This is a genomic window from Anaerobacillus sp. 63XJN7_5_ISO-PGPR-S23-430, assembly GCF_056173695.1.
Genome location: NZ_CM149686.1, coordinates 3,132,141 through 3,153,563 on the forward strand (window position 1 = coordinate 3,132,141; position 21,423 = coordinate 3,153,563).

A 21,423-nucleotide genomic window follows, 5' to 3' on the forward strand; every position below is an offset into this window, starting at 1 on the left:
CATCAATCTCAACGACATTAAAAAAGCCCTTCCCTACAATCAGAGGGAAAAGGAGCTGATATCTCATGCCTTTCGCCTCTTATCTTCCAAGACTATCGTCTTGCAGGTTAGCACCTTAATCCTGTTGTATAGGAGTTGGTTGCTGAGCTTCATCGGGCCTGTCCCTCCGCCTGCTCGGGATAAGAGTATCCATTCTCGACATATAATAACGCACATGAAAGGATGTGTCAATGAAGAAAAGCGGAAGCGCCCGTTTAGCTTCGACAAGCGCTGGAGCCCTCCGAAAAGAACACGGGCTTTGTGTTCGAATTCAAGGGCGAAGCGACCGAACCACTACCCTAATCCTTTAGCCATAAAATAATCACTTCCTATATAATGGCGACAGGATTTCAACCTAAAGAAATAGTCATTCACCCATTTTTCACTTTTTATGCAAAAAATACATAGATTAGTATAGAATAATTGAATGAATGTGTTATACTATTTTTGAGTTAAACAAGTCAATCAACGAAATCTTTAAAAAAGGATGGGTTTAACGTATGAAAACAGCTTCCTTCTCCTCACCGTTATTGGATGCGATATTAAATAAGAATAATCCACATGTGAATTTATCAGTGTCTGAACTGGTTGAACATTCACTATTTAAAAACGAAGGGCAACTATCAGCTACAGGAGCTCTTCGCGTAGAAACCGGAAAATATACAGGACGTTCTCCTGGGGACAAGTTCATTGTAAAGGAAGATTCCGTAAAGAACAAAGTGAACTGGGAAACAAACCAACCTATTTCCGAAAAAAGTTTTGAAAACCTTTACACAAAGGTGTTGAACTATCTCGGTGAGAAAAAGGGACTTTATGTGTTTAAAGGATTTGCTGGTGCTGACCAGTCATCAAGACTACCCATTCAGGTTATTAATGAATATGCCTGGCATAACCTTTTCGCCCACCAGCTGTTCATCCGTCCGAATGAATCAGAGTTAAAAGAACATGACGCTGAATTCACTGTCATTTCTGCACCTGGTTTTCAAGCTGATCCAGAAGTGGATGGCACAAATTCAGAAACATTTATTATTATCTCCTTTGAGAAACGAACCGTCTTAATTGGTGGAACAGAATATGCTGGAGAAATTAAAAAGTCTATTTTCACCGTTATGAACTACTTATTACCAGAGCGAAATATTCTTTCAATGCACTGCTCTGCTAACGTAGGTAAAGAGGGGGATGTTGCTCTATTTTTCGGTTTATCTGGAACTGGAAAGACAACGCTCTCAGCAGATGCTCATCGATCTCTTATCGGTGATGATGAACACGGATGGTCTATGAATGGTGTCTTTAATATTGAAGGTGGATGCTACGCTAAGTGCATCAACTTATCAAAAGAAAAAGAACCTGAAATCTGGGATGCAATTCGCTTTGGAACGGTTCTTGAGAACGTTATGATGGATAACGGCTCGCGTGAACCTGACTACGATAACACTAGTCTAACTGAAAATACTCGCGCTGCCTATCCGATTGACGCCATACCTAATATTGCAATTCCTAGCGTTGCCGGACATCCCAACACGATTATTTTCTTAACGGCAGATGCATTTGGCGTCCTTCCTCCAATTAGCAAACTGACCAAGGAACAAGCCATGTTTCATTTCCTATCAGGTTACACGAGCAAGTTAGCCGGAACAGAAAGAGGCGTCACTTCACCAGAAGCCACTTTCTCTACATGCTTTGGTGCACCGTTCTTGCCATTACCTGCCCATCGCTATGCAGAAATGCTCGGCGAGAAAATTATGGAGCATGATGTTCAAGTCTTCCTCGTAAATACCGGATGGTCTGGGGGCGGTTATGGTGTCGGAGAGCGCATGAAGCTTTCATATACTAGAGCGATGATCCAGGCGGCTTTAAATGGAGAACTTGATCGTATCGAAACAGTAACAGACCCTATTTTCGGATTGCATATTCCTTCTCATTGTCCAGGTGTTCCAGCAGAAGTATTGCAGCCAAAACAAACATGGGAAGATCAAGAGAAATATGATGAGAAAGCAAAAGATCTCGCTACTAAGTTTGTGAAGAACTTCGACAAATTCTCAAATGTAGCTGACGAAATCAAACAAGCAGGCCCAAATGTTTAGTCTCATTGAAAAAAGCACCTTAACGGGTGCTTTTTTTATTTGAAGACTCATTCACCTTCACTTCGCGCATCCTCCTCTTTCTATCTACCTCCATTAATTTACCTATTCAAAACACCAATTGTTTTAAAATACATAGGCTATAGTATCTAAAACATGAGCCTACCTCATGTGACAAATGTGGAGGATAGATAATGAAAAGAAGCTGGTTTATAACGTTTTGTATATACACAAGTGTATTTCTTCTTATTCTTTCGGCGTGTGGTACAAATAGTGGAAACGATCAGGTAAGAGTAGCTGAGGTTACACGCTCGATTTTCTATGCACCACAATACGTGGCACTCTCAGAGGGTATTTTTGAGAAGCATGGCATTGATGTCGAATTAACGACTACTTGGGGCGGAGATAAAACAATGACCACTCTACTATCTAACGGAGCTGATGTCGCCCTTGTAGGATCAGAGACGTCCATTTATGTCTATGCACAAGGCACTGATGACCCTGTCATAAACTTTGCTCAACTTACACAAACAGACGGTACGTTCCTTGTATCAAGAGAAAAAGTCGATCATTTTGAATGGGAAGATTTGAAGGGAAGTACATTCCTTGGCCAACGTAAAGGTGGTATGCCACAAATGGCTGGTGAATACGTGCTGAAACAGAAAGGAATTGATCCACAAAACGATTTGGACCTTATTCAAAATATTGATTTCGCAAACATTTCAAGCGCATTCGCTTCTGGAACTGGCGATTACGTTCAGTTATTCGAGCCAACAGCAAGTGTCTTTGAAGAACAAGGGGTTGGACACATTGTAGCTTCATTTGGAAAAGAATCAGGGAAAATTCCATATACAGGATTTATGGCAAAAGAAAGTTATTTGAGTAAAAATGCTGATGTAGCAGAGCGTTTTACAAAAGCACTTTATGAGGCTCAACTGTGGGTAGATACTCATTCTTCTGCAGAAATTGCAAAGTCAATTGAACCCTTCTTTCAGGATACCGATCTTGAACTCATTACAACTGTAGTAGATCGTTACAAAAGCCAGCATTCATTCGCTACAAACCCATCACTGGATCAAGAAGAATGGGATAACTTACAAAATATTATGGATGAAGCAGGAGAACTCCCAAAACGCGTTGATCATAGCAAATTAGTAGATAATAGCTATGCCGAAAAAGCGCAAAAATAGGAGGGAAAATAATGTCTTTCCTTCAACTCAACGCTATTTCACATGTGTATTTAACGAAAAACGCTGCCAAAGAAGCGATTTCCAACCTCTCTTTCGCTATTGAAGAAGGAGAATTCGTTTCCCTCCTTGGGCCTAGTGGATGCGGGAAATCTACTCTGTTGTCGATCATTTCAGGATTAGTAAAACCTACTGAAGGGAGCGTTTCTCTACAAAATAAAATTATAAAATCTCCCGGCGAACGAATGGGCTATATGCTTCAACAGGATTACTTGTTTCCTTGGAAAACAATTGAAGAAAATTGTTTTATAGGATTAAAGCTTCTAAACAAGTTGACAGCGGATAAAAAAGAACAAACATTGGAATTATTGGATAGCATGGGGTTAAGCGATGTCCGCTCGGCCTATCCTGATCAGCTTTCAGGTGGAATGCGTCAACGCGTAGCTCTCGTTCGCACACTTGCAACAGATCCTGATCTACTGTTATTAGATGAGCCTTTCTCTGCACTTGATTATCAAACAAAATTAAAACTCGAAGACCTCGTGTTTAAAACATTAAAGAAGCATCGAAAAACCGCCTTGCTGGTGACTCATGATATTGGAGAAGCGATTGCGATGTCAGACCGCATCATCCTCTTATCGCCTCGTCCCGGGAAAATCGCGAGAACTTTTCAAGTCCCAGCTTCCCTTAAAGAATTACTTCCTTTTGAAGCTAGGAATGATTCTGCTTTCCCTGAGAATTTCCAGCTGATATGGAAGGAGCTTGATTCTCTTGAACCATCTCCAACTTAAACAAAAGCATCAACATTATCTAAGAGAATTGAAAAGGGAAAGAAATGAAATATTGGGTTTTCAAGTGTGTATTCTCTTTGCATTTCTTACTTTATGGGAAATAGCAGGAAGGTTCACATGGATCGATCCATTATTATTTAGCTACCCCTCTAAAATTGCTTCTCTCTTTATAACTAAAGTAACAGATGGGTCATTACTGTTACACACTGGTGTAACGTTGCTTGAAACAATTGCAGGATTTCTTCTTGGAACAGTACTTGGGACCGTGTTCGCGGCAATTCTATGGTGGTCACGCAAGGCTTCTAGAATCTCAGATCCGTATCTTGTTGTATTGAATTCCATGCCTAAAGTAGCTCTTGGCCCGATCATCATAGTTGCGCTTGGTCCAGGTTATATCTCCATTATTACGATGGGTGCTTCTATTTCCGTTATTATTACTACTCTTGTGATCTACCACGCATTTCATACTGTTGAACCAAACTTCATCAAAGTTATTCGCTCATTTGGTGGTAATAAGCGCCAGATCTTCTTTGAAGTAATCCTGCCATCTTCCTTTCCAGCGATTATCTCTACCTTGAAAGTAAATGTGGGTTTATCGTGGGTCGGCGTTATTGTTGGGGAATTTCTCGTTTCAAAGCAAGGTCTTGGTTATATGATTATTTATGGCTTCCAAGTATTTAATTTCACATTGGTTTTACTGAGCTTATTTATGATTGCGATTCTCTCATCAATCATGTATTTAGGAGTCGAATGGTTAGAACCGAAATTAATTAAACACTAGCTCCTCATAAGAGGGGCTTATTTTGTTGTGATTGGGCAAACTAGTTAGCCACCACTCACAAATATGATGGGTTCCTACACGTCTTACCACTTGCAAAATGATTGCTATAGACCCAACCAAATACCATCTGCTAGCATATAGAAGAACATATTCTTATATAAGACAGGTGAAAACAATGAGCGCACTAAGAGGTGTATGGCTTAGCATAACAGCTTACTTACTACTTTCAATGATCAAATTAGCCGCAGGGTATCTCTTTGGTTCAGAAGCCCTCTTAGCAGACGGATGGAATAACGCATCAGATATCGTGGCATCCATTGCTGTTTTAATTGGCATGAAAATCTCTCTTAAGCCACCAGACTTGAACCATCCATATGGCCATTCTCGAGCAGAAACCGTTTCTTCTCTATTCGCCTCATTTGTTATGTTTGCGATTGGAATACAAGTCCTCTTCCATACAGCTACTGTCTTACTCAGTGGTAAAGTCTCCTCTCCTCCACTTAGCTCTGCCTGGGTTGCCTTTTTTGGAATGATCGTTATGGGAGGCGTTTATCTTTTTAACTACCGCCTCGCTAAAAAAACGAATAGCCTCGGACTAATGGCTGCAGCTAAAGACAATTTATCAGATGCTCTCGTTAGTCTAGGTGCTTTTATTGGAATTATTGGTGCTCACTTTAACATGCATTGGCTAGATCCTCTTACAGGCTTTATTGTAGGTCTTATCATATGCAAAACGGCTTATGATATCTTTAAAGATTCATCACTCATGTTAACGGATGGATTTGATAAAGAGAAATTGAATGATATAGAGGCGACGATCCAAAACATTGAAGGGGTAGAAACATTAGTGGATATTAAAGCACGGATGGCCGGAAATGATATTATTGTCGATGCCGTTGTAGAGGTAGCACCTCATTTAAATATTAAAGAAGGGCATACGATTACGGACAAAATAGAAGCCCAGTTAGAGAAGGATCATGACGTTCGAAATGCCACCATTCATGTTGAACCTGGCAGGGAAATTACTGAAAGAGGCTCTGCCAATGAATAGTGCATTCTCCATCTGTTATTTGTTTGAAGAAAGTGACTTATTGGATTTTGTATAATTACGAGCAAAAAAGTCCAGTACAATGAACTGGACTTTTTTCTCATTACAAATAATTAAGATGTTTTAGACTATAAGTAAGTACTTGATCCTTCATCATAAAGCTATAACGCTCATTTAAGTGAATATCTTTCGGAAGTGTTGTTAGCTTCACCGGTCCCTTTGTTTCCATATAATCTTCTTTGTCTACGAGACGATCAATATCAGCATAATAGACATTCTTAATAATTGTCCCGCCTTTTCCTTCAACACGATACTGACCTACATATTGAAGATGCTTAACAACTCCACCTGTTTCTTCATATACCTCACGCACCGCGGCTTCTTCGGCATTCTCTCCTACTTCCACTTTCCCACCTGGAAATTCAATGCCTCTTCGAGAGTGCTCGGTTAACAGCCACTGTTTTTCGAGGCGACAAATAACCCAAACATGTTTTGGTGCGGGAGAGTAAGGATGATCCTCGAAAGAAAATGTTACCTGATTATGATAGTAATCTGTAAACATAAATTCGCTCATTTGATAACCTCGTCCTTTAGTTTCTTACTTTATTGTAAAAGAGTAGCCTGTGCTTGTCCAATCTACCTGTACAAAAAATAAAACGCACGGACCAAAAGTTCCGTGCGTTTGAATTATTTAATCTCAAAATCATTAATGATCCAATGGTTGTTTTCATAAAGAAAATGGATGTTTATTGTGTAAGAGCCATAAAGGTCAGACTCATTCGATTGTGTCAGTTCATATTCATATTCATTAAGTTTCTCCAGTTCATATGACTCATCAGTATTCACCCACGGGAATAGCTCTGTTGGTACTAAGTAAAGATCACCTTCACGCTCTGCAAAATAAACATCCGCAATTTCAGAAGCGAGTTCTTTTGAGGTTATCTTTTGTAAGTCCTGCTCAACCTCTGCTATTGTTTGAAACTGTTTAACTTTACCCTCTTCATCTGTATCCTGAATAATATGATTGATAAGTTCGTTAGATAAATTCTCAACTTCTGGTTTTTCAACTGAATCCGTCTTTGCTTCTGCTTTATTCTCAAGAGTAGAAACCACGATTTCTGAATGATCAGCAGCAACTTTTGATAATTCTCCGCCACAACCCGAAGTGAAAGTTAGTGCACCTACAAACATTAATAAACCTATGTATTTTTTCATGTCACTCATCCTTTAAGTATAGTAGAATTTCTTTATATTGATTTCATACCTCATCCTATTAGGTGTCAAACAAACTAGAGATATATTAAGTCTTTTTTACCATAGCAATGAAAGGATTTTTGCTATTTTCTTTCGGATACACTACTTATACGAAAAGACATAGCAGAATGTTTCGATTTTTCTTAATTTATTTCGGGAGAGGGGTGATTTATTGGGAGAATTATGGAAGATTCGATTTAATAATTATCTGCGGCATCGACTTAAGTATTTGTCTTACATCATGCAAGGCGGATTTTTGATCGCTTTATTGCTAAGCGGAGCAATAGGAATTGTTTATTATCAACGTTTAATCGATGTTATACCTGAGCCATTTCCACTCCTATTTGCGATCGCCCTCATCATGAGCGTAGTACTAAGTATTCTTGAAGGAAAGTTCTTTCTCTTTCAAGCGGATCGCGTCTTTTTAATCGCATGTGAAGATCGTATGAGGCAATACATTAAATATACTTTCTTCTATTCTTTGATTCGTTCACTGCCGATAATTTTAATCGTTAGTTTAGTAAGTGCTCCTGCCCTCATTCATTTAGAAATTCCTTTGGAATTACTAACATGGATTTATGTCATGATACTCTTGCTCTTTATATTGTCTTTTTTTACGATCATACGATCTTACTTCACGAAGAAAAAATGGCTGCGTCTTTACCTTTTCATTAGCAATTTCACTATTCTTTCCTTCACCATGAAAGGATATGTTTTTATTGGTGCCTTATTCCTTATGTTTCCCATTACATACCTTTACTTACTATTTCGTCAAAACTCGATGCTTCAGTGGGAAAGATTGATTGAACTTGAATCATCACAAACTGCTCGGTTTGAGCAATTCGCAAACCAATTCGTCGATGTGCCTTCTTTACAGAATAAAGTGAAGGCAAGAAAGTATTTGAACTGGATTATTCAATTGATACCAGTGTCTAACGCACAGACCTTTCTATTGATTAGGATTTTCTTTCGTAAAGGAAACTACACATGGGTGTATATCAGATTAATTGGACTCGGAGCATTGATTCTCTATTATCTAAGAGGAGAGTACACATCGTACATAATGGTCCCAATCCTTTTATGGGTCACTCAAAACCAGCTTTTAGCAATCAAAAAAGAACAAATGAGAGACTCGTTTCTTGTTATTCTCCGTAACGATTATCCACTGAGAAACATGATTTTATCGTTATTAGTTATACAATCCATTTTATTTAGTATTGTTCAGCTTCCTTCTTTACAGCATAGTTTTTGTGTTTTAATAGAAGGACTTTTGATTTCATTTTTTTTTAGAACATAAAAAACAGAGAAATACATAAAGAAAAGCCGGCTAATATTAGCCGGCTTCTCTTTATGATTTAGCAACAATAAGGATTGTAGTTTGCTCCGCCTACATAACCTGGTCCAGGACCACAACCGCCGCCCATTGCGCCAGCTCCAACAATAATTAGTAAAATAAACAGAACAACAATTAACGCAAAACCTTTACCATATCCTCCGCTCATCTTTATCCCCCTCGTTAAAATTCATTCACTACACTATTACTTTATGTAGTTGATTCCATTTAGGAAGGGCATGAGCGGAGTTCATGGAGAAAAACTAGTTGTTCATCCTCAATTTCTTGTATTGTGGTTTAGAGCTGATAATACGCCCATTTGATCAATTTGTTGCTTTGTATGAGGTGTGCCTAGTCGATGGATCATCTTATATAATTCATAAATTGCTTCATCCGTCCAATCTCGATGACGGTCTACTTCACTTTCATCATAATGATTCAGTGAAAAGAAATCATTTTGTTGCACATATTTCTGAGAGCGCAACTTCTCAATTACACGTTCCATTTCCATTTTCTCTTCTTGACTTGCTCTAATTTCAAAGGCATTCATTTGAGTGCCAACATTTGTCTCATGAAGCTCACCTTTAGGTGTTACAAAATACGTCTCACGTACCATTGCTTCTCACCTCCATGAAAATTTAAACAGGACTTTCTTCTAAATGACGATACCCTTTGTATTCATGTTGAGCAGCATCAATGGTTTTCTCAACAGTATCAAGCCTAGAGCGAAATGATCCAACGTCACGTCCCTGTTTCTTTGCTTCTTCAACTCGCGCATCATAGTTGGTTGCTTCGGTCGCTTCTGACTCCACATGAAATTGTTTTTTATCATGATCCACTACAACTTGAATAAATTTTTCCATTGATTTTTCCTCCTCTTTATCCTATCCTGCTTGTCACTTTACCCTTTTCGGATAAATATTAATCTTTTCCTTAAAAACGAAAACACCTAAATTTATGTTAAAATGAAGGGATGAATCCATAAGAATAGTTCAGGTGATGATCATGAATTTTACTACAACACCGCATCAAGCAGTGACTGAATTGGACCTATCTGCTCCTTTAACACCCCACTCGTCTCTCAGACCATTGGAAGATAAAGCAGAGCAGGCTTTTTTTCATGCTTTAGAGGAAAAAGGTATACGTCTGAATGAACCTCAAACAAAAGCAGTAAAGCATACTGAAGGCCCTCTTTTGACAATTGCCGGAGCCGGAAGTGGAAAAACATCTGTTTTAACAGCACGAACAGCTTTTCTAATGACAGTAAAGGAAAAAGATCCTTCTAGTATTCTACTCATTACTTTCACTCGAAAGGCATCTGAAGAAATGCGACAGCGTATCAGTCACTTACCAGGTGTCTCTTCTCAAGACTCCGGAAGATTAACAGCAGGAACATTTCATTCTATCTTCTTGAAATTATTAAGGAGTCTCGGTTATAACCAAAAAATATTGAATAGTGATCGTCACAAACAAATTATAATGAAGAATATTCTAAAAAAAATGAAGAGTCCTGAAGCATCTTTACCAGAGATTATGCTTTCATCAATATCTGCCTGCAAAGTTAAAATGATGGAGCCTGCAGATATCCCTGACAGTAAAGAAACAGAAGAATTAAAGAAAGCCTACTCTGAATATGAAGAGTGGAAAACGGCTAATGGCTATATTGACTTTGATGACATTCTTGTCTATATGTATCGAGAATTCAATCAAAATCTCGCTCTACTTCAAAAAATGCAAAATCGATTTCAATATATTTTAGTAGATGAATTCCAGGATACGAATCCAATTCAATATGAATTAATTAAACAAATTGCAGCTCCTCAAAACAACTTATTTGTAGTGGGTGACGATGATCAAGTTATCTATTCTTTTAATGGTGCAAATAGCTCAATTATTTTAGAGTTCGATCGTGCTTATCCCGAGGCATCCGTCGTAACGCTGGATACAAACTATAGATCAGCTCCACCCATTGTTGGACTCGGAAACCATGTAATTAAGCACAATACGTATCGAAGAACGAAAACGATGAACGCTACAGACAAAGACGGAAAGCAACCATACTATCTTCGCCCTGCTACAACAGAAGACGAAGCAGGTTATGTCCTCCGTCATATTCGAGAAAAGAAGCGAGAGTGGAAAGACATTGCCATTCTTACAAGAACTTATACGAATGCTAGAGCCATTTTCGAGCAGTTGATTGAACAGGACATCCCTTTCAACGCACAGGGAATGAAACAGGTCTTTTACGAGCAATCAATTATTAAAGGAATGATGGAGCACCTTCGCCTCGCATACGAGCACCAAAATCTTGATGCGACAGCCGCCATACTCCCATCCCTTTTTATTAATCAAGAATCAGGTATGCGCCACATTGAGATGGAAAATTTTGTTGATCCAGTTGAATTTCCTTTGTTACATTTAAAATCATGGAAAACACTACGTGATTTTCAAAAAAAATCGATAGATCGACGTGTCCGCCTTGTTCAAGAAGCTAAACGTCATCGACCCCAGAAAGCCATTCAATTGTTACGAGATGACTATATGAAACATCTGGACAGCGCAAATGACGAAGCATTAACTGTGCATAAGACTACTCTTAAAGAAATGATGGACGAGCTTGAGTTCTCGAGCTCACGATTTGAAACCATCCCAGAGTTCCTTGCCTACGTCGATCGAATCATACAACGATTCAATGAGCATAAACAAAAAGCTAGCGCCTCTAACGCGCTTTCACTACTATCCATTCACCAGGCTAAAGGGCTTGAATTCCCTGTGGTTTACGTCATTGGTGCTTCAGAAACGATTCTACCGCACGTTTCTGCGCTCAATACGATGAAAGACAAAGAAGCCTCTCATAAGCAGCTCTATATGAAAAATCCGACTGCTGACCTTGAGGAAGAACGTCGCCTTTGTTACGTTGCCATTACACGTGCAAAGGAAGAGCTCTATATTTGCTCCCCTGAGAAACACCTTGGTAAACAAACACCCGTCTCTCGTTTCTTAACGGATGCCTTCAAGAAGAAAATTCAACAAGAAGGTAAAACGGTGAAAGCATGGGTTTGCAGTAGTGAATTTTGCAAAGGATGGATGAAAATAGAGGATAAGAAACAACCTGATCAAAAGCAATGCCCCTTATGTGATAAGCCAATGATCATTTCGCAAAAGCCTGTTCAAAAAGACTGAACTATGTCACTGTGTTAAGCTTTGTTGCGCTTTGATTACAAATTATTTAAGAGAAGTTTAACTTCAATAATTCGCTCTCCAAACGTGCTATAGTAGAAAAAAACGCGCAACAGGAGGGCTCCGATGAGCAGCATTCGTTACGAAACCATCTTTCAGAAGCAGCTTGGAAACGGTACGATTATCGGTATTATGGATTACCTTGAAGGCAAGCTGATCAGACTGAACTTAAATGATGAGGAGCCGGACTTACTTAACCCGGAGCTAAAAGAATTTTTCCAGCAAGAGCGGATGAAGGTACATCCTAAACAATAGTTACCCACTCAGAAACAAATGTTTAAATAAACGAAGAAGCCTCCAAATAAAGGAAGGCTTCTTTTTATTTTTCAAGCATAAAAACCCAGATAACTGGAACGCTATTCATAAATCGCTTTGTAACTTGAAGTATTTTCTTCTGAAAGTAGTCATTTATAACTATTTATTTCAAAAAAAGGTTTGATATAAAAAATGAATAGGGTATATCAATAGTAGCAAAGGACATTGCTATATTAGAGGAGGAAGTCATTATGTTAAAACAAGTTCTCGTTATTATCGGTATTGTTGTTGTAGTAGCATTTGTTGTCAGCGCATTATTCTAGAAGGCAGCAAAAATATAGTTATATATGAACTAAATTGACTTTATCAAGGAGGAATAGCAATGGTACGTACAATCCTTATGATCATTGGCGCGGTTGCTGTGATTGCAGCTATCATTTCATTTATTTAATATTGTAAAATTGAGCAATTGAAATTTATTAATTCATCATAAATAAAACAGTCGAGCCATTACGGTTCGACTGTTTTTTATCGTCTATTAATCATTCTTCTTCATGTTTTTTTTGGCTTCATCAACTTTGGACTTTGGAATGTATATAAAGATTGCCTTTTTGTTATTATTCATACAAATCTCCTTCAGAGTTGATTTATTGTTACCCTCATTCATTCTACTCGATAAAGGCACGTATAAGCAATCATCACTTACAAAACATTTGAAAACAATGCCTTAGTACTAAATTTTCTGTGAATAAAAAATTGATTAGGAGTATTTGCATTCAAACTGTCAAGAAATCGATAAAACTTCAACTTCTATTGTAGGACTAGTATTGATATACTATTTGTAAACTGCCTGTAACTGTTTATGTGAAGCAGATCACATCAGCTAATGATGAAGGAGTGAAATACATTGTTGAAACAACCATTGAAACTATTCCGAGGCGTCGGCTACGCAGAAGGAATATCATTTTTATTATTATTAGGAATCGCGATGCCCCTTAAATATATGATGGATATCCCTATGGCCGTAACGATTGTTGGAGCGTTACATGGCGGACTGTTTGTTCTCTATCTTGCCGTAATTCTATATGTCACAATCGTTAAGCGCTGGTCTTTTATTAAAGCGGCGCTCGCAGTTGTCTCCTCCGTTATCCCATTCGGACCGTTTATATTCGATGCGCGAATCGCAAAAAATTCTGAAGTATAAAGACAAGGCAGGACCTTTAGAAGGTTCTGCCTTTTGTTATCTTTTCCCTAGCTATGTTAATAAACTTCTTTAGAAACCGTCACTCTCTCAAGTTCTTTCCAGTTTATTTCGTATCCGATCCCATTCTCTTTAGAAACAGTAATCAAACCGTTCTCCACTTCCACTTCAGGTTCAATAATATCTTTTTCCCAGTACCGTGCTGATGCAGAGACATCTCCTGGTATTGTGAAATTAGCCAAACTAGAAAGCGCGATATTATGCGCCCTTCCTATTCCGGACTCTAACATGCCACCACACCAAACAGGTATCCCCCTTTCACTACATAAATCATGGATCCTCTTACTAACGGATAACCCTCCAACACGTCCGGGTTTAATATTAATAATCTTACAGCTATTTAAATCGAGTGCTCGACGGGCATCATCATAAGAATGTATACTTTCATCCAAACAGACCGGTGTTTCAATCTCTTTTTGTAAAATCGCATGATCTACGATATCGTCAGCTGCTAGAGGTTGTTCAATCATCAGCAAATGAAATGGATCAAGTGCTTTTAAACGATCGATGTCTTGCAGAGAATAAGCTGAGTTCGCATCTGCCATTAACGATAAGTTTGGATAAGAATGACGTATTGCTTCTAGAATCGAAATATCCTGCGAAGGTTTGATCTTCACTTTAATTCGTTCATATCCCTCATCAACTCTTCTATGGATTTCTTCTAGCATAACTGAAGGATCCGAAGCGCCTACGGCAACTCCTGCCTTAATCTTCTGTGAAGAACCACCTAATGCTCTTGAGAGGCTAATTCCTTCTCTTTTAGCATATAAGTCCCAGATCGCACCCTCAATCGCAGATTTAGCCATTGGATTTCTTCGAATGCCCGCTAGTATTCCTTCCACATCGGACGGATGAGCAATCAGTTGGTTTTTGAGTTTAGGAATGATGAAGTCTCTTAGCATATGCCAGGAAGTTTGAAGCGTCTCTTCTGTATACCAGGGCGACGTAAAGGCAACTCCTTCTCCAAAACCTACTTCCCCTTCAGAATCTCTTACTTCGACGATAATTAAATCTCGAGCAGTGACTGTTTCCAAACTGTTACTAAAAGGGGATTTTAGGTTCATTCGAATATGACGTAGAGTAACACTCTCTAGTTGCATCATTTCGTATCACTCATATCTACTAATAAATTTCGCTGTAGCTTATTTGCCCCATTCCTAGGAAGGCTATCCACATAAGTAATCGTTCTAGGTAGCTTGTAACGCGCAAGACGTTCTGAAAGATAATCGAGCAGCTGCTGTTCCGTCAAAGAGCGATTCTTACTAACAACAAATGCTGCAGGTACTTCTCCCCATTGCTCATCTTTAACCCCAGTTACTCCTGCATCCTCCACATCTACATGCTCAAGGATCGCCGCTTCAATTTCTGCGGGATACACATTTTCACCACCAGATATAATAAGGTCTTTCCTTCGATCCAATACAAAGAGAAAGCCATCTTCATCCAGATAACCAATATCGCCTGTATGAAGCCACCCGTCTTCAAATGCAGCTCTTGTTGCATCATCCCTTCGCCAATACCCCTTTGTAATCGTAGGTCCTTTCACGAGAATCTCTCCATGCTCTAAAGCAGAAAGGGATTTATGATCAAGACTAATCATAATCTCTGATGGGAAAAGCGCCTTTCCAGCTGACCCCTGTTTATCTAGCATATATTCAGGTGAAAGCGTCACAATTTGAGAGGCAGTTTCCGTCATACCAAATGTCTGGAAGACAGGAATATGCTTCTCCTCGCAAGTAGAAAGAAGCGGGTATGGAGCTGGACCACCTCCAAGAAGCATGCAGCGAAATGTTTCGGGGTAATGATCGGTTCCAAGGTCATCGAGCATTTTTTTCAGCATAGCGCTTACTACCGATACAATTGTAATCCGTTCTTTTTGAATCGATTGATTAACGACACGCGGTTCAAACCGTTGTTGAATAACCATTGTGATTCCGTAAATAACACTTCGCAATAGAATAGAAAGTCCACTCATATGGAACATTGGAACCGCACACAGCCAGCGATCATTCATATCTAAACCAAGATTAAGACTGGAACCGATCGCACTCCACCAATGGTTACCATATGAAAGCATAACACCCTTAGGTTTTCCAGTTGTGCCAGAAGTGTACATAATCGTATGAAGCTGATGTAACTCAATAGTTGTTTGTAACTCTTCTAACTGATAAGCACCTGGGTGAACATCTTCCCAGATGATTATATTTACCGGACTTTGTATTGCATCACTAGCTTTCTTCTCAAGTGAATTGTCAGTGATCACATAGGAAATCTCAGCATCGTTCATTTGGAAAGATAGCTCTGGTCCTGTTAATCGATGATTCAATGGAACAATGACAGCCCCAATGTACATCAGAGTATGTAAACAAACGGCAGCGTCTAATCCATTCTCCATATAAAAACCAACATGCTTTCCTTTTTCGATCCCTTTTGCTTTTAGAGCATTTGCCATCTTAACTGCCTTTTCTTGTAACTGTTTATAAGTTAACTGTTTGCCATTATCGATAAGCGCCACTCGCTCAGGCGTCATAGAAGCACGTTTATGTAGCCAATTTGGCATCGTATCCATCTTTAACATCCTTTCTTTCATTACCATAGACTATTTGAAAAAAACAGCTTGATGGGAATCCATCAAGCTGTTTCAAGCAATCGATTTAAGGAAAACGTGGGAACTGTTTAAAGTCCGGTTTGCGTTTTTCTTTAAATGAATCGCGTCCTTCTTTTGCTTCGTCAGTTGTGTAATAAAGAAGCGTTGCGTCTCCACCCATTTGCTGTAGTCCTGCAAGACCGTCTGTATCGGCGTTAAGAGAAGCTTTAAGGAAGCGTAGGGCTGTTGGTGACTTATCAAGCATTTCCTGTGCCCACTGTACTGTTTCAGCTTCAAGCTGATCAAGTGGAACAACCGTATTAACAAGTCCCATATCAAGTGCTTCTTGTGCATTGTATTGACGACATAGGTACCAGATTTCACGAGCTTTCTTATGACCTACGATACGAGCAAGGTATCCTGCACCGTATCCAGCATCAAAGCTACCAACTTTAGGGCCAGTCTGACCAAAAATAGCATTATCTGCAGCAATTGTCAGGTCACATACCACGTGAAGGACGTGTCCTCCTCCAATCGCATAACCTGATACCATTGCAACAACCGGCTTAGGGATAACACGAATGAGGCGTTGAAGATCCAAGACATTTAGACGAGGAATCTCATCATCACCTACATAACCACCATGACCACGAACACTTTGGTCACCGCCAGAACAGAAAGCTTTGTCTCCAGCTCCTGCTAGAACAATAACACCAATATCTGAATTGTCTCTCGCAAATGAAAAAGCGGTAATTAATTCGTTAACCGTTCTTGGCGTAAATGCATTGCGCACCTCTGGACGGTTGATTGTAATCTTAGCAATACCATCATACGTTTCGTAAAGAATATCTTCAAATTCTCGTTCAGTCTTCCATTGAATCATTTAGAAATTCTCCTTCCTTATGTAACAAAATTTACAGATTAGAATCTGCATGCTTTTTTAGAAAAGCTACTACCATTTTATCAAAGATTTCAGGTTCTTCTACATGAATTGTATGCCCTGCGCCAATAATTTGCACAAAATCAGCCTGAGGAATCTTTTTTTTCATCTGTTTCCCAATTGAAATGAACTTCTGATCGTACTCCCCAACTATTAGAAGGACTGGAAAGGTTATCTTCTCTAACACACTCCAATAGGAAGCCTGTGCCCCCGTTCCCATTCCAATTAGACTATTTGCTAGTCCTATTTCAGTATTGCTCAAACGCTGCTTTCTTATTTCACTTTGAATACTTGGTGAAAGTTTCTTCTGCGAAGAAAATAACGGAAGAGATTCCCAGAAGGTTACGAAATCTTCAATACCTTCCTTCTGAATTCGCCTGGCAAGTGCATGGTCTTTCTGCACTCGTTCTCTTCTTTGATCTTCCGTAGAAAGCCCAGGTGAACTGCTTTCCAGAATAAGCGTTTTAATGAGCGGAGGGTACTGGACAGCAAATGACAAAGCAAAACGTCCACCCATGGAATAGCCAAGCAAATGGAGTTGATCGATCCCAAGTGAATTTAATAGTTGTTTCAAGTAACTCCCCATAGATTCCATAGTATATTGAGAAACATCATTCGGTTTCGCACTTTCGCCGTGACCGATAAGATCGATTGCAATCACTTTATATAGCCTGGACCATCTTTTCATAAAAGAAGACCAGTTCTCACTCGATCCTGTGAATCCATGCAATAATAGAAGAGGTTCTCCTTCTCCTGCGATTTCGACATGAAAAGGTTGTCCACCAACGGTATAAATCATGATTTAAAACTCTCCTGCAGGACTATTGCTGTTTCCTTCGAAACCTTCGCGAACATCTCTCGATGAAGCCTAAGATTGGCATCACGATCAGTTGGAACTTCAATTATGCTTAGCCCATGGTGATTCTGACTTTTCTCATACGCATAACTAAACTCTTCCCAATTCCATACGCGTTCAAAACTTGCCTCATATAATGCGGCAGCATGTTCATAATTTAGTCCATGTGGTGTGCCAAAGAGTTTCTCAAAGTGCTTCTCCTGCTTGCGCTGAGGTAGAAATGAGAAAATCCCTCCGCCATCATTGTTAACCACAATAACCGTCATATTGATCTCATATAGCTTAGCTAGAAGCAGACCATTCATATCATGGTAGAAAGAAAGGTCACCAATCACCAGCACGCTAGAAGAATAGGCTGTACTTGCTCCAAGAGCTGTTGAAATAATACCGTCAATACCATTCGCTCCTCGATTCCCCATTACAGTAGGTCGAGAATTCTCTGGCAAGAAAAAGTTCTCCATATCGCGAATAGGCATGCTATTCCCTACAAACAGGAGATCATTCGCACTCATCAGTTTCCCTAATTCTCTAAACACATGGCCCTCAAATAGCTCGTCAGTTCCTAAATCTTCATGAAGTAAGGTGAGAGTCGTTTGGTTAATGGCCTTCCATTTGTGTAACCACCGCTTCTCAGTAGAGTTGTTGCTTTGCACAGCAGGAAGAAGACTGTTTACAAACGATACAGAGGAAACTGTAAGCATGTCAGAACTATAAAGAGTAGGGTCTCTCCATCCTCTCTCATCCACAACTATATGAATAGGGCTTGCTACACTCTTCATAAAGAGCATATAAGCTTTTGAAACTGGCATCGCCCCAAACCTAATCACTACTTCAGGGTATAGCTCTGAATCCACCTCGCCCCTAAGAAAGGCGTCATACCCTTCTACAAGATTAGGAGAATCAATATGCCGACATTTTGAAAGTGGATCTGCTAAAACCGGATAACCTAATTCCTCAGCAAGAGCAAATAGCGGTTCAGCTAATTCGTCGTTATCCTGAGGTCCGACCACAATAATACCTTTCTTGCCAGCTAATTTGTTTGCATAATCTGTGACTGCATCTTCGTTTAAAACACGTATGTGATCTGCCGCATTTACCCACGGCTCATAATTCTCCCTACCATCTGAAAAAAGACCTGAATAGGATAGATCTGGTATCAAGGGATCTCTAAATGGGAAATTAAGATGCACAGGTCCAGCAGGGAGACCGGAAGAAACGGCTGTCGCTCTAGAAGCCGCAGTTCTGATATACCGATTTAAATCTGAAGAGGAAGAAGGCATCGCCATTTCCATAAACCACTTCACATAGTCCCCATATAGCTTGATTTGATCAATCGCCTGTGGAGCTCCATTATCACGAAGCTCATGCGGGCGATCGCCAGTCAAAACAATCAACGGTATATTGGATTGTGCAGCCTCAATAACAGCAGGATAGTAATTAGCGCCAGCCGTACCTGAAGAACATAGAAGTGCGACAGGTTCCTTATGCGATTTGGCCATGCCAAGCGCAAAAAAACCAGCAGATCGCTCATCGATGTGCACCCAGACGTTTAGTAACGGGTGTTCAGCCATGACCATTGCGAGCGGGGTAGAACGCGATCCTGGACTAATAACAGCATGTTTAACACCTGAACGTACAAGCTCATCAACAAATGACCCTACGTAACTTGCTAGTATTTCCTGGTCAGTCATATTTCTTACCTCCAAGAGCTGTTAGCATTGGTTTAAACTTCATTTTGGTTTCTTCATATTCACTATCAGGGTCAGAATCTCCAACTATACCGCACCCAGCGTATAGCGTTGCTTCTTCTCCTTTAAGTAAACCAGAGCGTATAGCTACAGCAAATTCTCCATTTCCCTGATAATCAACCCAACCAACAGGTCCTGCATACCAACCTCGATCAAGCTTCTCTATTCGCTTAATTTCATTTACGGCTTCCTTTTGAGGATAACCGCCAAGCGCAGGGGTAGGATGAAGCCGTTCAACCATACGAAAAAGGCTTGTCTCTCTACCAGCCCTTGCTACAACAGGAGTAAATAAATGTTGAATATGAGGCGTTTTAAGAATTTCCGGCCTTGACGGTACCTGAACAAATTCACACTCCTCTTCCATAGCTGATCGAATCATTTGAACGACAAGATCATGCTCAATTCGATTCTTTTGATCATGAAGAAGTGCTTGTCCAAGTTCATCATCCATTTCCTTCGATTCACCTCGTTGAATAGAGCCCGCAAGACAAGTCGAATACACTTGTTGTCCATCTCTTTTGACTAACCGTTCAGGTGAAGCTCCAAGAAAGCATTTGTCTCCATATTCAAACGCGAAAACATAGCTATCACTTTGTTGTTTTTTTAAATTTGTCAGTGTTTGGGTTGATGAAAAGTTTTGAGTCGACTGGAGCTTAATTTCTCTCGCTAAAACGACTTTATCAAGATGGCCATTTCTAATATTAGCAGCAGCACTTCTGACCGTTTCTTTCCATTCCTGAGGTCGTATTTCTTCTATTGAAATAGCATCGACATCTGCATAGGCATGAGACGTAAGCTTCTCAAAAAGACGATCATGCTTATCTAAAAGCGCTTCAGATATAACTTCCACATTATCTCCTGCGCTAACAATTGCGTTGAGTGTGAGCCAAGCATGGTTTCCAGCTGAAGTCAACATTAATTCTGGAAGAACCATCCCGCCTTTAGGAAAGGAATCCCATTCACCGCTATCTGGGGCAGTTGGATCGAATGAAAACCCACCTAACAGAACCGGTCCAACACCTGGCCTTGAAGGAGCCCCCTCTATGATCGCTTGTTCTAAAAAAGTTTGCCAATCACTTTCAATTGAACGAAAACGATCGATTTGAGCCTCAAATTGCTTCACACAACCCTGGCCCACTATTGTCGTGTCATTCTCAGGGTCCGACCAGAATGTTCGATCATTCTCGTTAGTAAACGAACCTGCAGCATAAAAGGAGAGGGGATCGACAGCAGCTACTGATAGCACCTGACTAACAAGCACGGACGTTCCCCGCTTTTCTGCCTTACTTACACCTTGATGAAGCAGGCTAAATAATTCTTGATGTTGTGTTGTAGACACCGTCTTCTCCCCCCAACTTTCTGTCCATGCAAAAGCAGACCGAGTTAGCCTCGGCCACAGTTAATTAAAGGATACACCTGTCTGGCTAAGACTGTCAACGAAGCTGTTTAACCGTATGAATGGTTCTTATGTATAGATTCCCCATCTCATAGAAAAAAACCATTTTAATGTTCCGCAAGTGCCCTTAGCAAAAAAAATAGTGAGCATACACTGATAAAAGTAGACGCTGCTTTGCAGTCGTTTATAAACTAATGCATAAGGGAGGGTCTATATTGTCCAGACACTATTACCATGGGGTTTGTCGTCAACACATAGGACAATGTGTTGAAATCAAGTGTCATGACGGTCAATTGCATAGAGGTCACGTTGAAGAAGTTGATAATGAATTTGTTTATATCCGCCCTTTAAATCGCAATTGTGACGGACCACAACATCCCGAAGGACCAGGCATGTTTTTCTTCGGAGCACTTGCAGGAGGTTTTCTTGGCGGTCTTTTAGGAGTAGGACTAGGAAGTATTGCGTTCTTCAGACCATACCCATATCCTTACCCATATTATTAATCATTCAAAAACGATCCTTCGAACGAAGGATCGTTTTTGAATGGAAGAATAACTACTTTTACCCACCTCAAACTTAGAATAACCTTCATTTCTCTTTCGTTTGAAGGGAAATTCGCTACTTTC

20 protein-coding genes, 1 pseudogene and 1 riboswitch are annotated in these 21,423 nt (G+C 39.8%); of the genes and pseudogenes, 10 read left to right on the forward strand and 11 right to left on the reverse strand.

Annotation, left to right across the window (positions count from 1 at the left end; genetic code table 11):
* Positions 1–76: 76 nt before the first annotated feature.
* Positions 77–186, reverse strand: a riboswitch (SAM riboswitch).
* Between the two features lie 353 nt (positions 187–539).
* From pckA to AC0VYJ_RS16495, 5 genes are all read left to right on the forward strand, one after another.
* Positions 540–2,123, forward strand: a complete 1,584-nt coding sequence (gene pckA / locus AC0VYJ_RS16475; protein ID WP_194219202.1) for a phosphoenolpyruvate carboxykinase (ATP) — start codon at positions 540–542, stop codon at positions 2,121–2,123.
* 191 nt (positions 2,124–2,314) lie between these two features.
* Positions 2,315–3,310, forward strand: a complete 996-nt coding sequence (locus tag AC0VYJ_RS16480) for an ABC transporter substrate-binding protein (protein ID WP_475365643.1) — start codon at positions 2,315–2,317, stop codon at positions 3,308–3,310.
* An 11-nt stretch (positions 3,311–3,321) separates the two neighbouring features.
* Positions 3,322–4,098, forward strand: coding sequence for an ABC transporter ATP-binding protein (locus AC0VYJ_RS16485; protein WP_475365644.1), 777 nt, complete (start codon positions 3,322–3,324; stop codon positions 4,096–4,098).
* Positions 4,079–4,879, forward strand: a complete 801-nt coding sequence (locus AC0VYJ_RS16490; protein ID WP_475365645.1) for an ABC transporter permease — start codon at positions 4,079–4,081, stop codon at positions 4,877–4,879. Before AC0VYJ_RS16485 ends, AC0VYJ_RS16490 begins: the two co-directional genes overlap by 20 nt.
* 175 nt (positions 4,880–5,054) lie before the next feature.
* On the forward strand, positions 5,055–5,930 hold the full coding sequence (locus AC0VYJ_RS16495) for a cation diffusion facilitator family transporter (protein WP_475365646.1): 876 nt from the start codon (positions 5,055–5,057) through the stop codon (positions 5,928–5,930).
* A 100-nt stretch (positions 5,931–6,030) separates the two neighbouring features.
* Here the strand turns inward: AC0VYJ_RS16495 and ytkD are convergent, their stop codons facing one another.
* Positions 6,031–6,501 carry an RNA deprotection pyrophosphohydrolase gene (gene ytkD / locus AC0VYJ_RS16500; RefSeq protein ID WP_430245984.1) on the reverse strand — a complete coding sequence of 157 codons (471 nt, stop codon included), beginning with the start codon at positions 6,499–6,501 and terminating at the stop codon, positions 6,031–6,033.
* A 113-nt stretch (positions 6,502–6,614) separates the two neighbouring features.
* Positions 6,615–7,142, reverse strand: coding sequence for a hypothetical protein (locus AC0VYJ_RS16505; RefSeq protein WP_475365647.1), 528 nt, complete (start codon positions 7,140–7,142; stop codon positions 6,615–6,617).
* A 211-nt stretch (positions 7,143–7,353) separates the two neighbouring features.
* Here AC0VYJ_RS16505 and AC0VYJ_RS16510 point away from each other — a divergent pair, with 211 nt between their 5' ends.
* On the forward strand, positions 7,354–8,478 hold the full coding sequence (locus tag AC0VYJ_RS16510; RefSeq protein ID WP_475365648.1) for an ABC transporter permease: 1,125 nt from the start codon (positions 7,354–7,356) through the stop codon (positions 8,476–8,478).
* Positions 8,479–8,611: 133 nt separating this feature from the next.
* On the opposite strand, the pseudogene AC0VYJ_RS16515 reads toward AC0VYJ_RS16510, so the two are convergent.
* The 3 genes and pseudogenes from AC0VYJ_RS16515 to AC0VYJ_RS16525 form a co-directional block, all read right to left on the reverse strand.
* Positions 8,612–8,683: pseudogene (locus AC0VYJ_RS16515) on the reverse strand (YjcZ family sporulation protein); the annotation flags it as partial.
* Between the two features lie 108 nt (positions 8,684–8,791).
* Positions 8,792–9,130 carry a hypothetical protein gene (locus AC0VYJ_RS16520; RefSeq protein WP_194219193.1) on the reverse strand — a complete coding sequence of 113 codons (339 nt, stop codon included), beginning with the start codon at positions 9,128–9,130 and terminating at the stop codon, positions 8,792–8,794.
* Positions 9,131–9,152: 22 nt separating this feature from the next.
* Positions 9,153–9,377 (reverse strand): hypothetical protein, encoded by a 225-nt coding sequence (locus AC0VYJ_RS16525; protein WP_430245990.1) that lies wholly within the window; start codon positions 9,375–9,377, stop codon positions 9,153–9,155.
* Positions 9,378–9,519: 142 nt separating this feature from the next.
* Between AC0VYJ_RS16525 and AC0VYJ_RS16530 the strand changes: the two genes are divergently transcribed.
* The 3 genes from AC0VYJ_RS16530 (at position 9,520) to AC0VYJ_RS16540 (ending at position 13,213) form a co-directional block, all read left to right on the forward strand.
* Positions 9,520–11,697 (forward strand): UvrD-helicase domain-containing protein, encoded by a 2,178-nt coding sequence (locus tag AC0VYJ_RS16530; RefSeq protein WP_475365649.1) that lies wholly within the window; start codon positions 9,520–9,522, stop codon positions 11,695–11,697.
* Between the two features lie 123 nt (positions 11,698–11,820).
* Complete coding sequence (locus AC0VYJ_RS16535) at positions 11,821–12,009, forward strand: hypothetical protein (RefSeq protein ID WP_194219190.1); 189 nt, start codon at positions 11,821–11,823, stop codon at positions 12,007–12,009.
* Between the two features lie 907 nt (positions 12,010–12,916).
* Positions 12,917–13,213, forward strand: a complete 297-nt coding sequence (locus tag AC0VYJ_RS16540) for a DUF3817 domain-containing protein (RefSeq protein WP_430245994.1) — start codon at positions 12,917–12,919, stop codon at positions 13,211–13,213.
* A gap of 56 nt (positions 13,214–13,269) precedes the next feature.
* Here the strand turns inward: AC0VYJ_RS16540 and menC are convergent, their stop codons facing one another.
* The 6 genes from menC to AC0VYJ_RS16570 all read right to left on the reverse strand — a co-directional run bounded on the left by menC (position 13,270) and on the right by AC0VYJ_RS16570 (position 20,740).
* Complete coding sequence (gene menC / locus AC0VYJ_RS16545) at positions 13,270–14,370, reverse strand: o-succinylbenzoate synthase (protein WP_475367506.1); 1,101 nt, start codon at positions 14,368–14,370, stop codon at positions 13,270–13,272.
* Complete coding sequence (locus AC0VYJ_RS16550) at positions 14,370–15,839, reverse strand: o-succinylbenzoate--CoA ligase (protein WP_475365650.1); 1,470 nt, start codon at positions 15,837–15,839, stop codon at positions 14,370–14,372. Before AC0VYJ_RS16550 ends, menC begins: the two co-directional genes overlap by 1 nt.
* An 85-nt stretch (positions 15,840–15,924) precedes the next feature.
* Positions 15,925–16,740: a 1,4-dihydroxy-2-naphthoyl-CoA synthase gene (gene menB / locus AC0VYJ_RS16555; protein ID WP_194219187.1), complete on the reverse strand. Its 816-nt coding sequence runs from the start codon at positions 16,738–16,740 to the stop codon at positions 15,925–15,927.
* Positions 16,741–16,771: 31 nt separating this feature from the next.
* Complete coding sequence (menH, locus tag AC0VYJ_RS16560) at positions 16,772–17,596, reverse strand: 2-succinyl-6-hydroxy-2,4-cyclohexadiene-1-carboxylate synthase (RefSeq protein WP_475365651.1); 825 nt, start codon at positions 17,594–17,596, stop codon at positions 16,772–16,774.
* Complete coding sequence (gene menD, locus AC0VYJ_RS16565; protein ID WP_475365652.1) at positions 17,593–19,344, reverse strand: 2-succinyl-5-enolpyruvyl-6-hydroxy-3-cyclohexene-1-carboxylic-acid synthase; 1,752 nt, start codon at positions 19,342–19,344, stop codon at positions 17,593–17,595. The genes menH and menD overlap by 4 nt, the downstream gene beginning before the upstream one ends.
* The gene (locus tag AC0VYJ_RS16570) at positions 19,337–20,740 is read right to left on the reverse strand and encodes an isochorismate synthase (protein ID WP_475365653.1); all 1,404 of its coding nucleotides are present in this window, start codon (positions 20,738–20,740) and stop codon (positions 19,337–19,339) included. The genes menD and AC0VYJ_RS16570 overlap by 8 nt, the downstream gene beginning before the upstream one ends.
* 272 nt (positions 20,741–21,012) lie before the next feature.
* Here AC0VYJ_RS16570 and AC0VYJ_RS16575 point away from each other — a divergent pair, with 272 nt between their 5' ends.
* A complete protein-coding gene (locus AC0VYJ_RS16575) occupies positions 21,013–21,300 on the forward strand; it encodes a hypothetical protein (protein WP_194219658.1) in 288 nt (95 codons plus the stop codon).
* Positions 21,301–21,423: the final 123 nt, after the last annotated feature.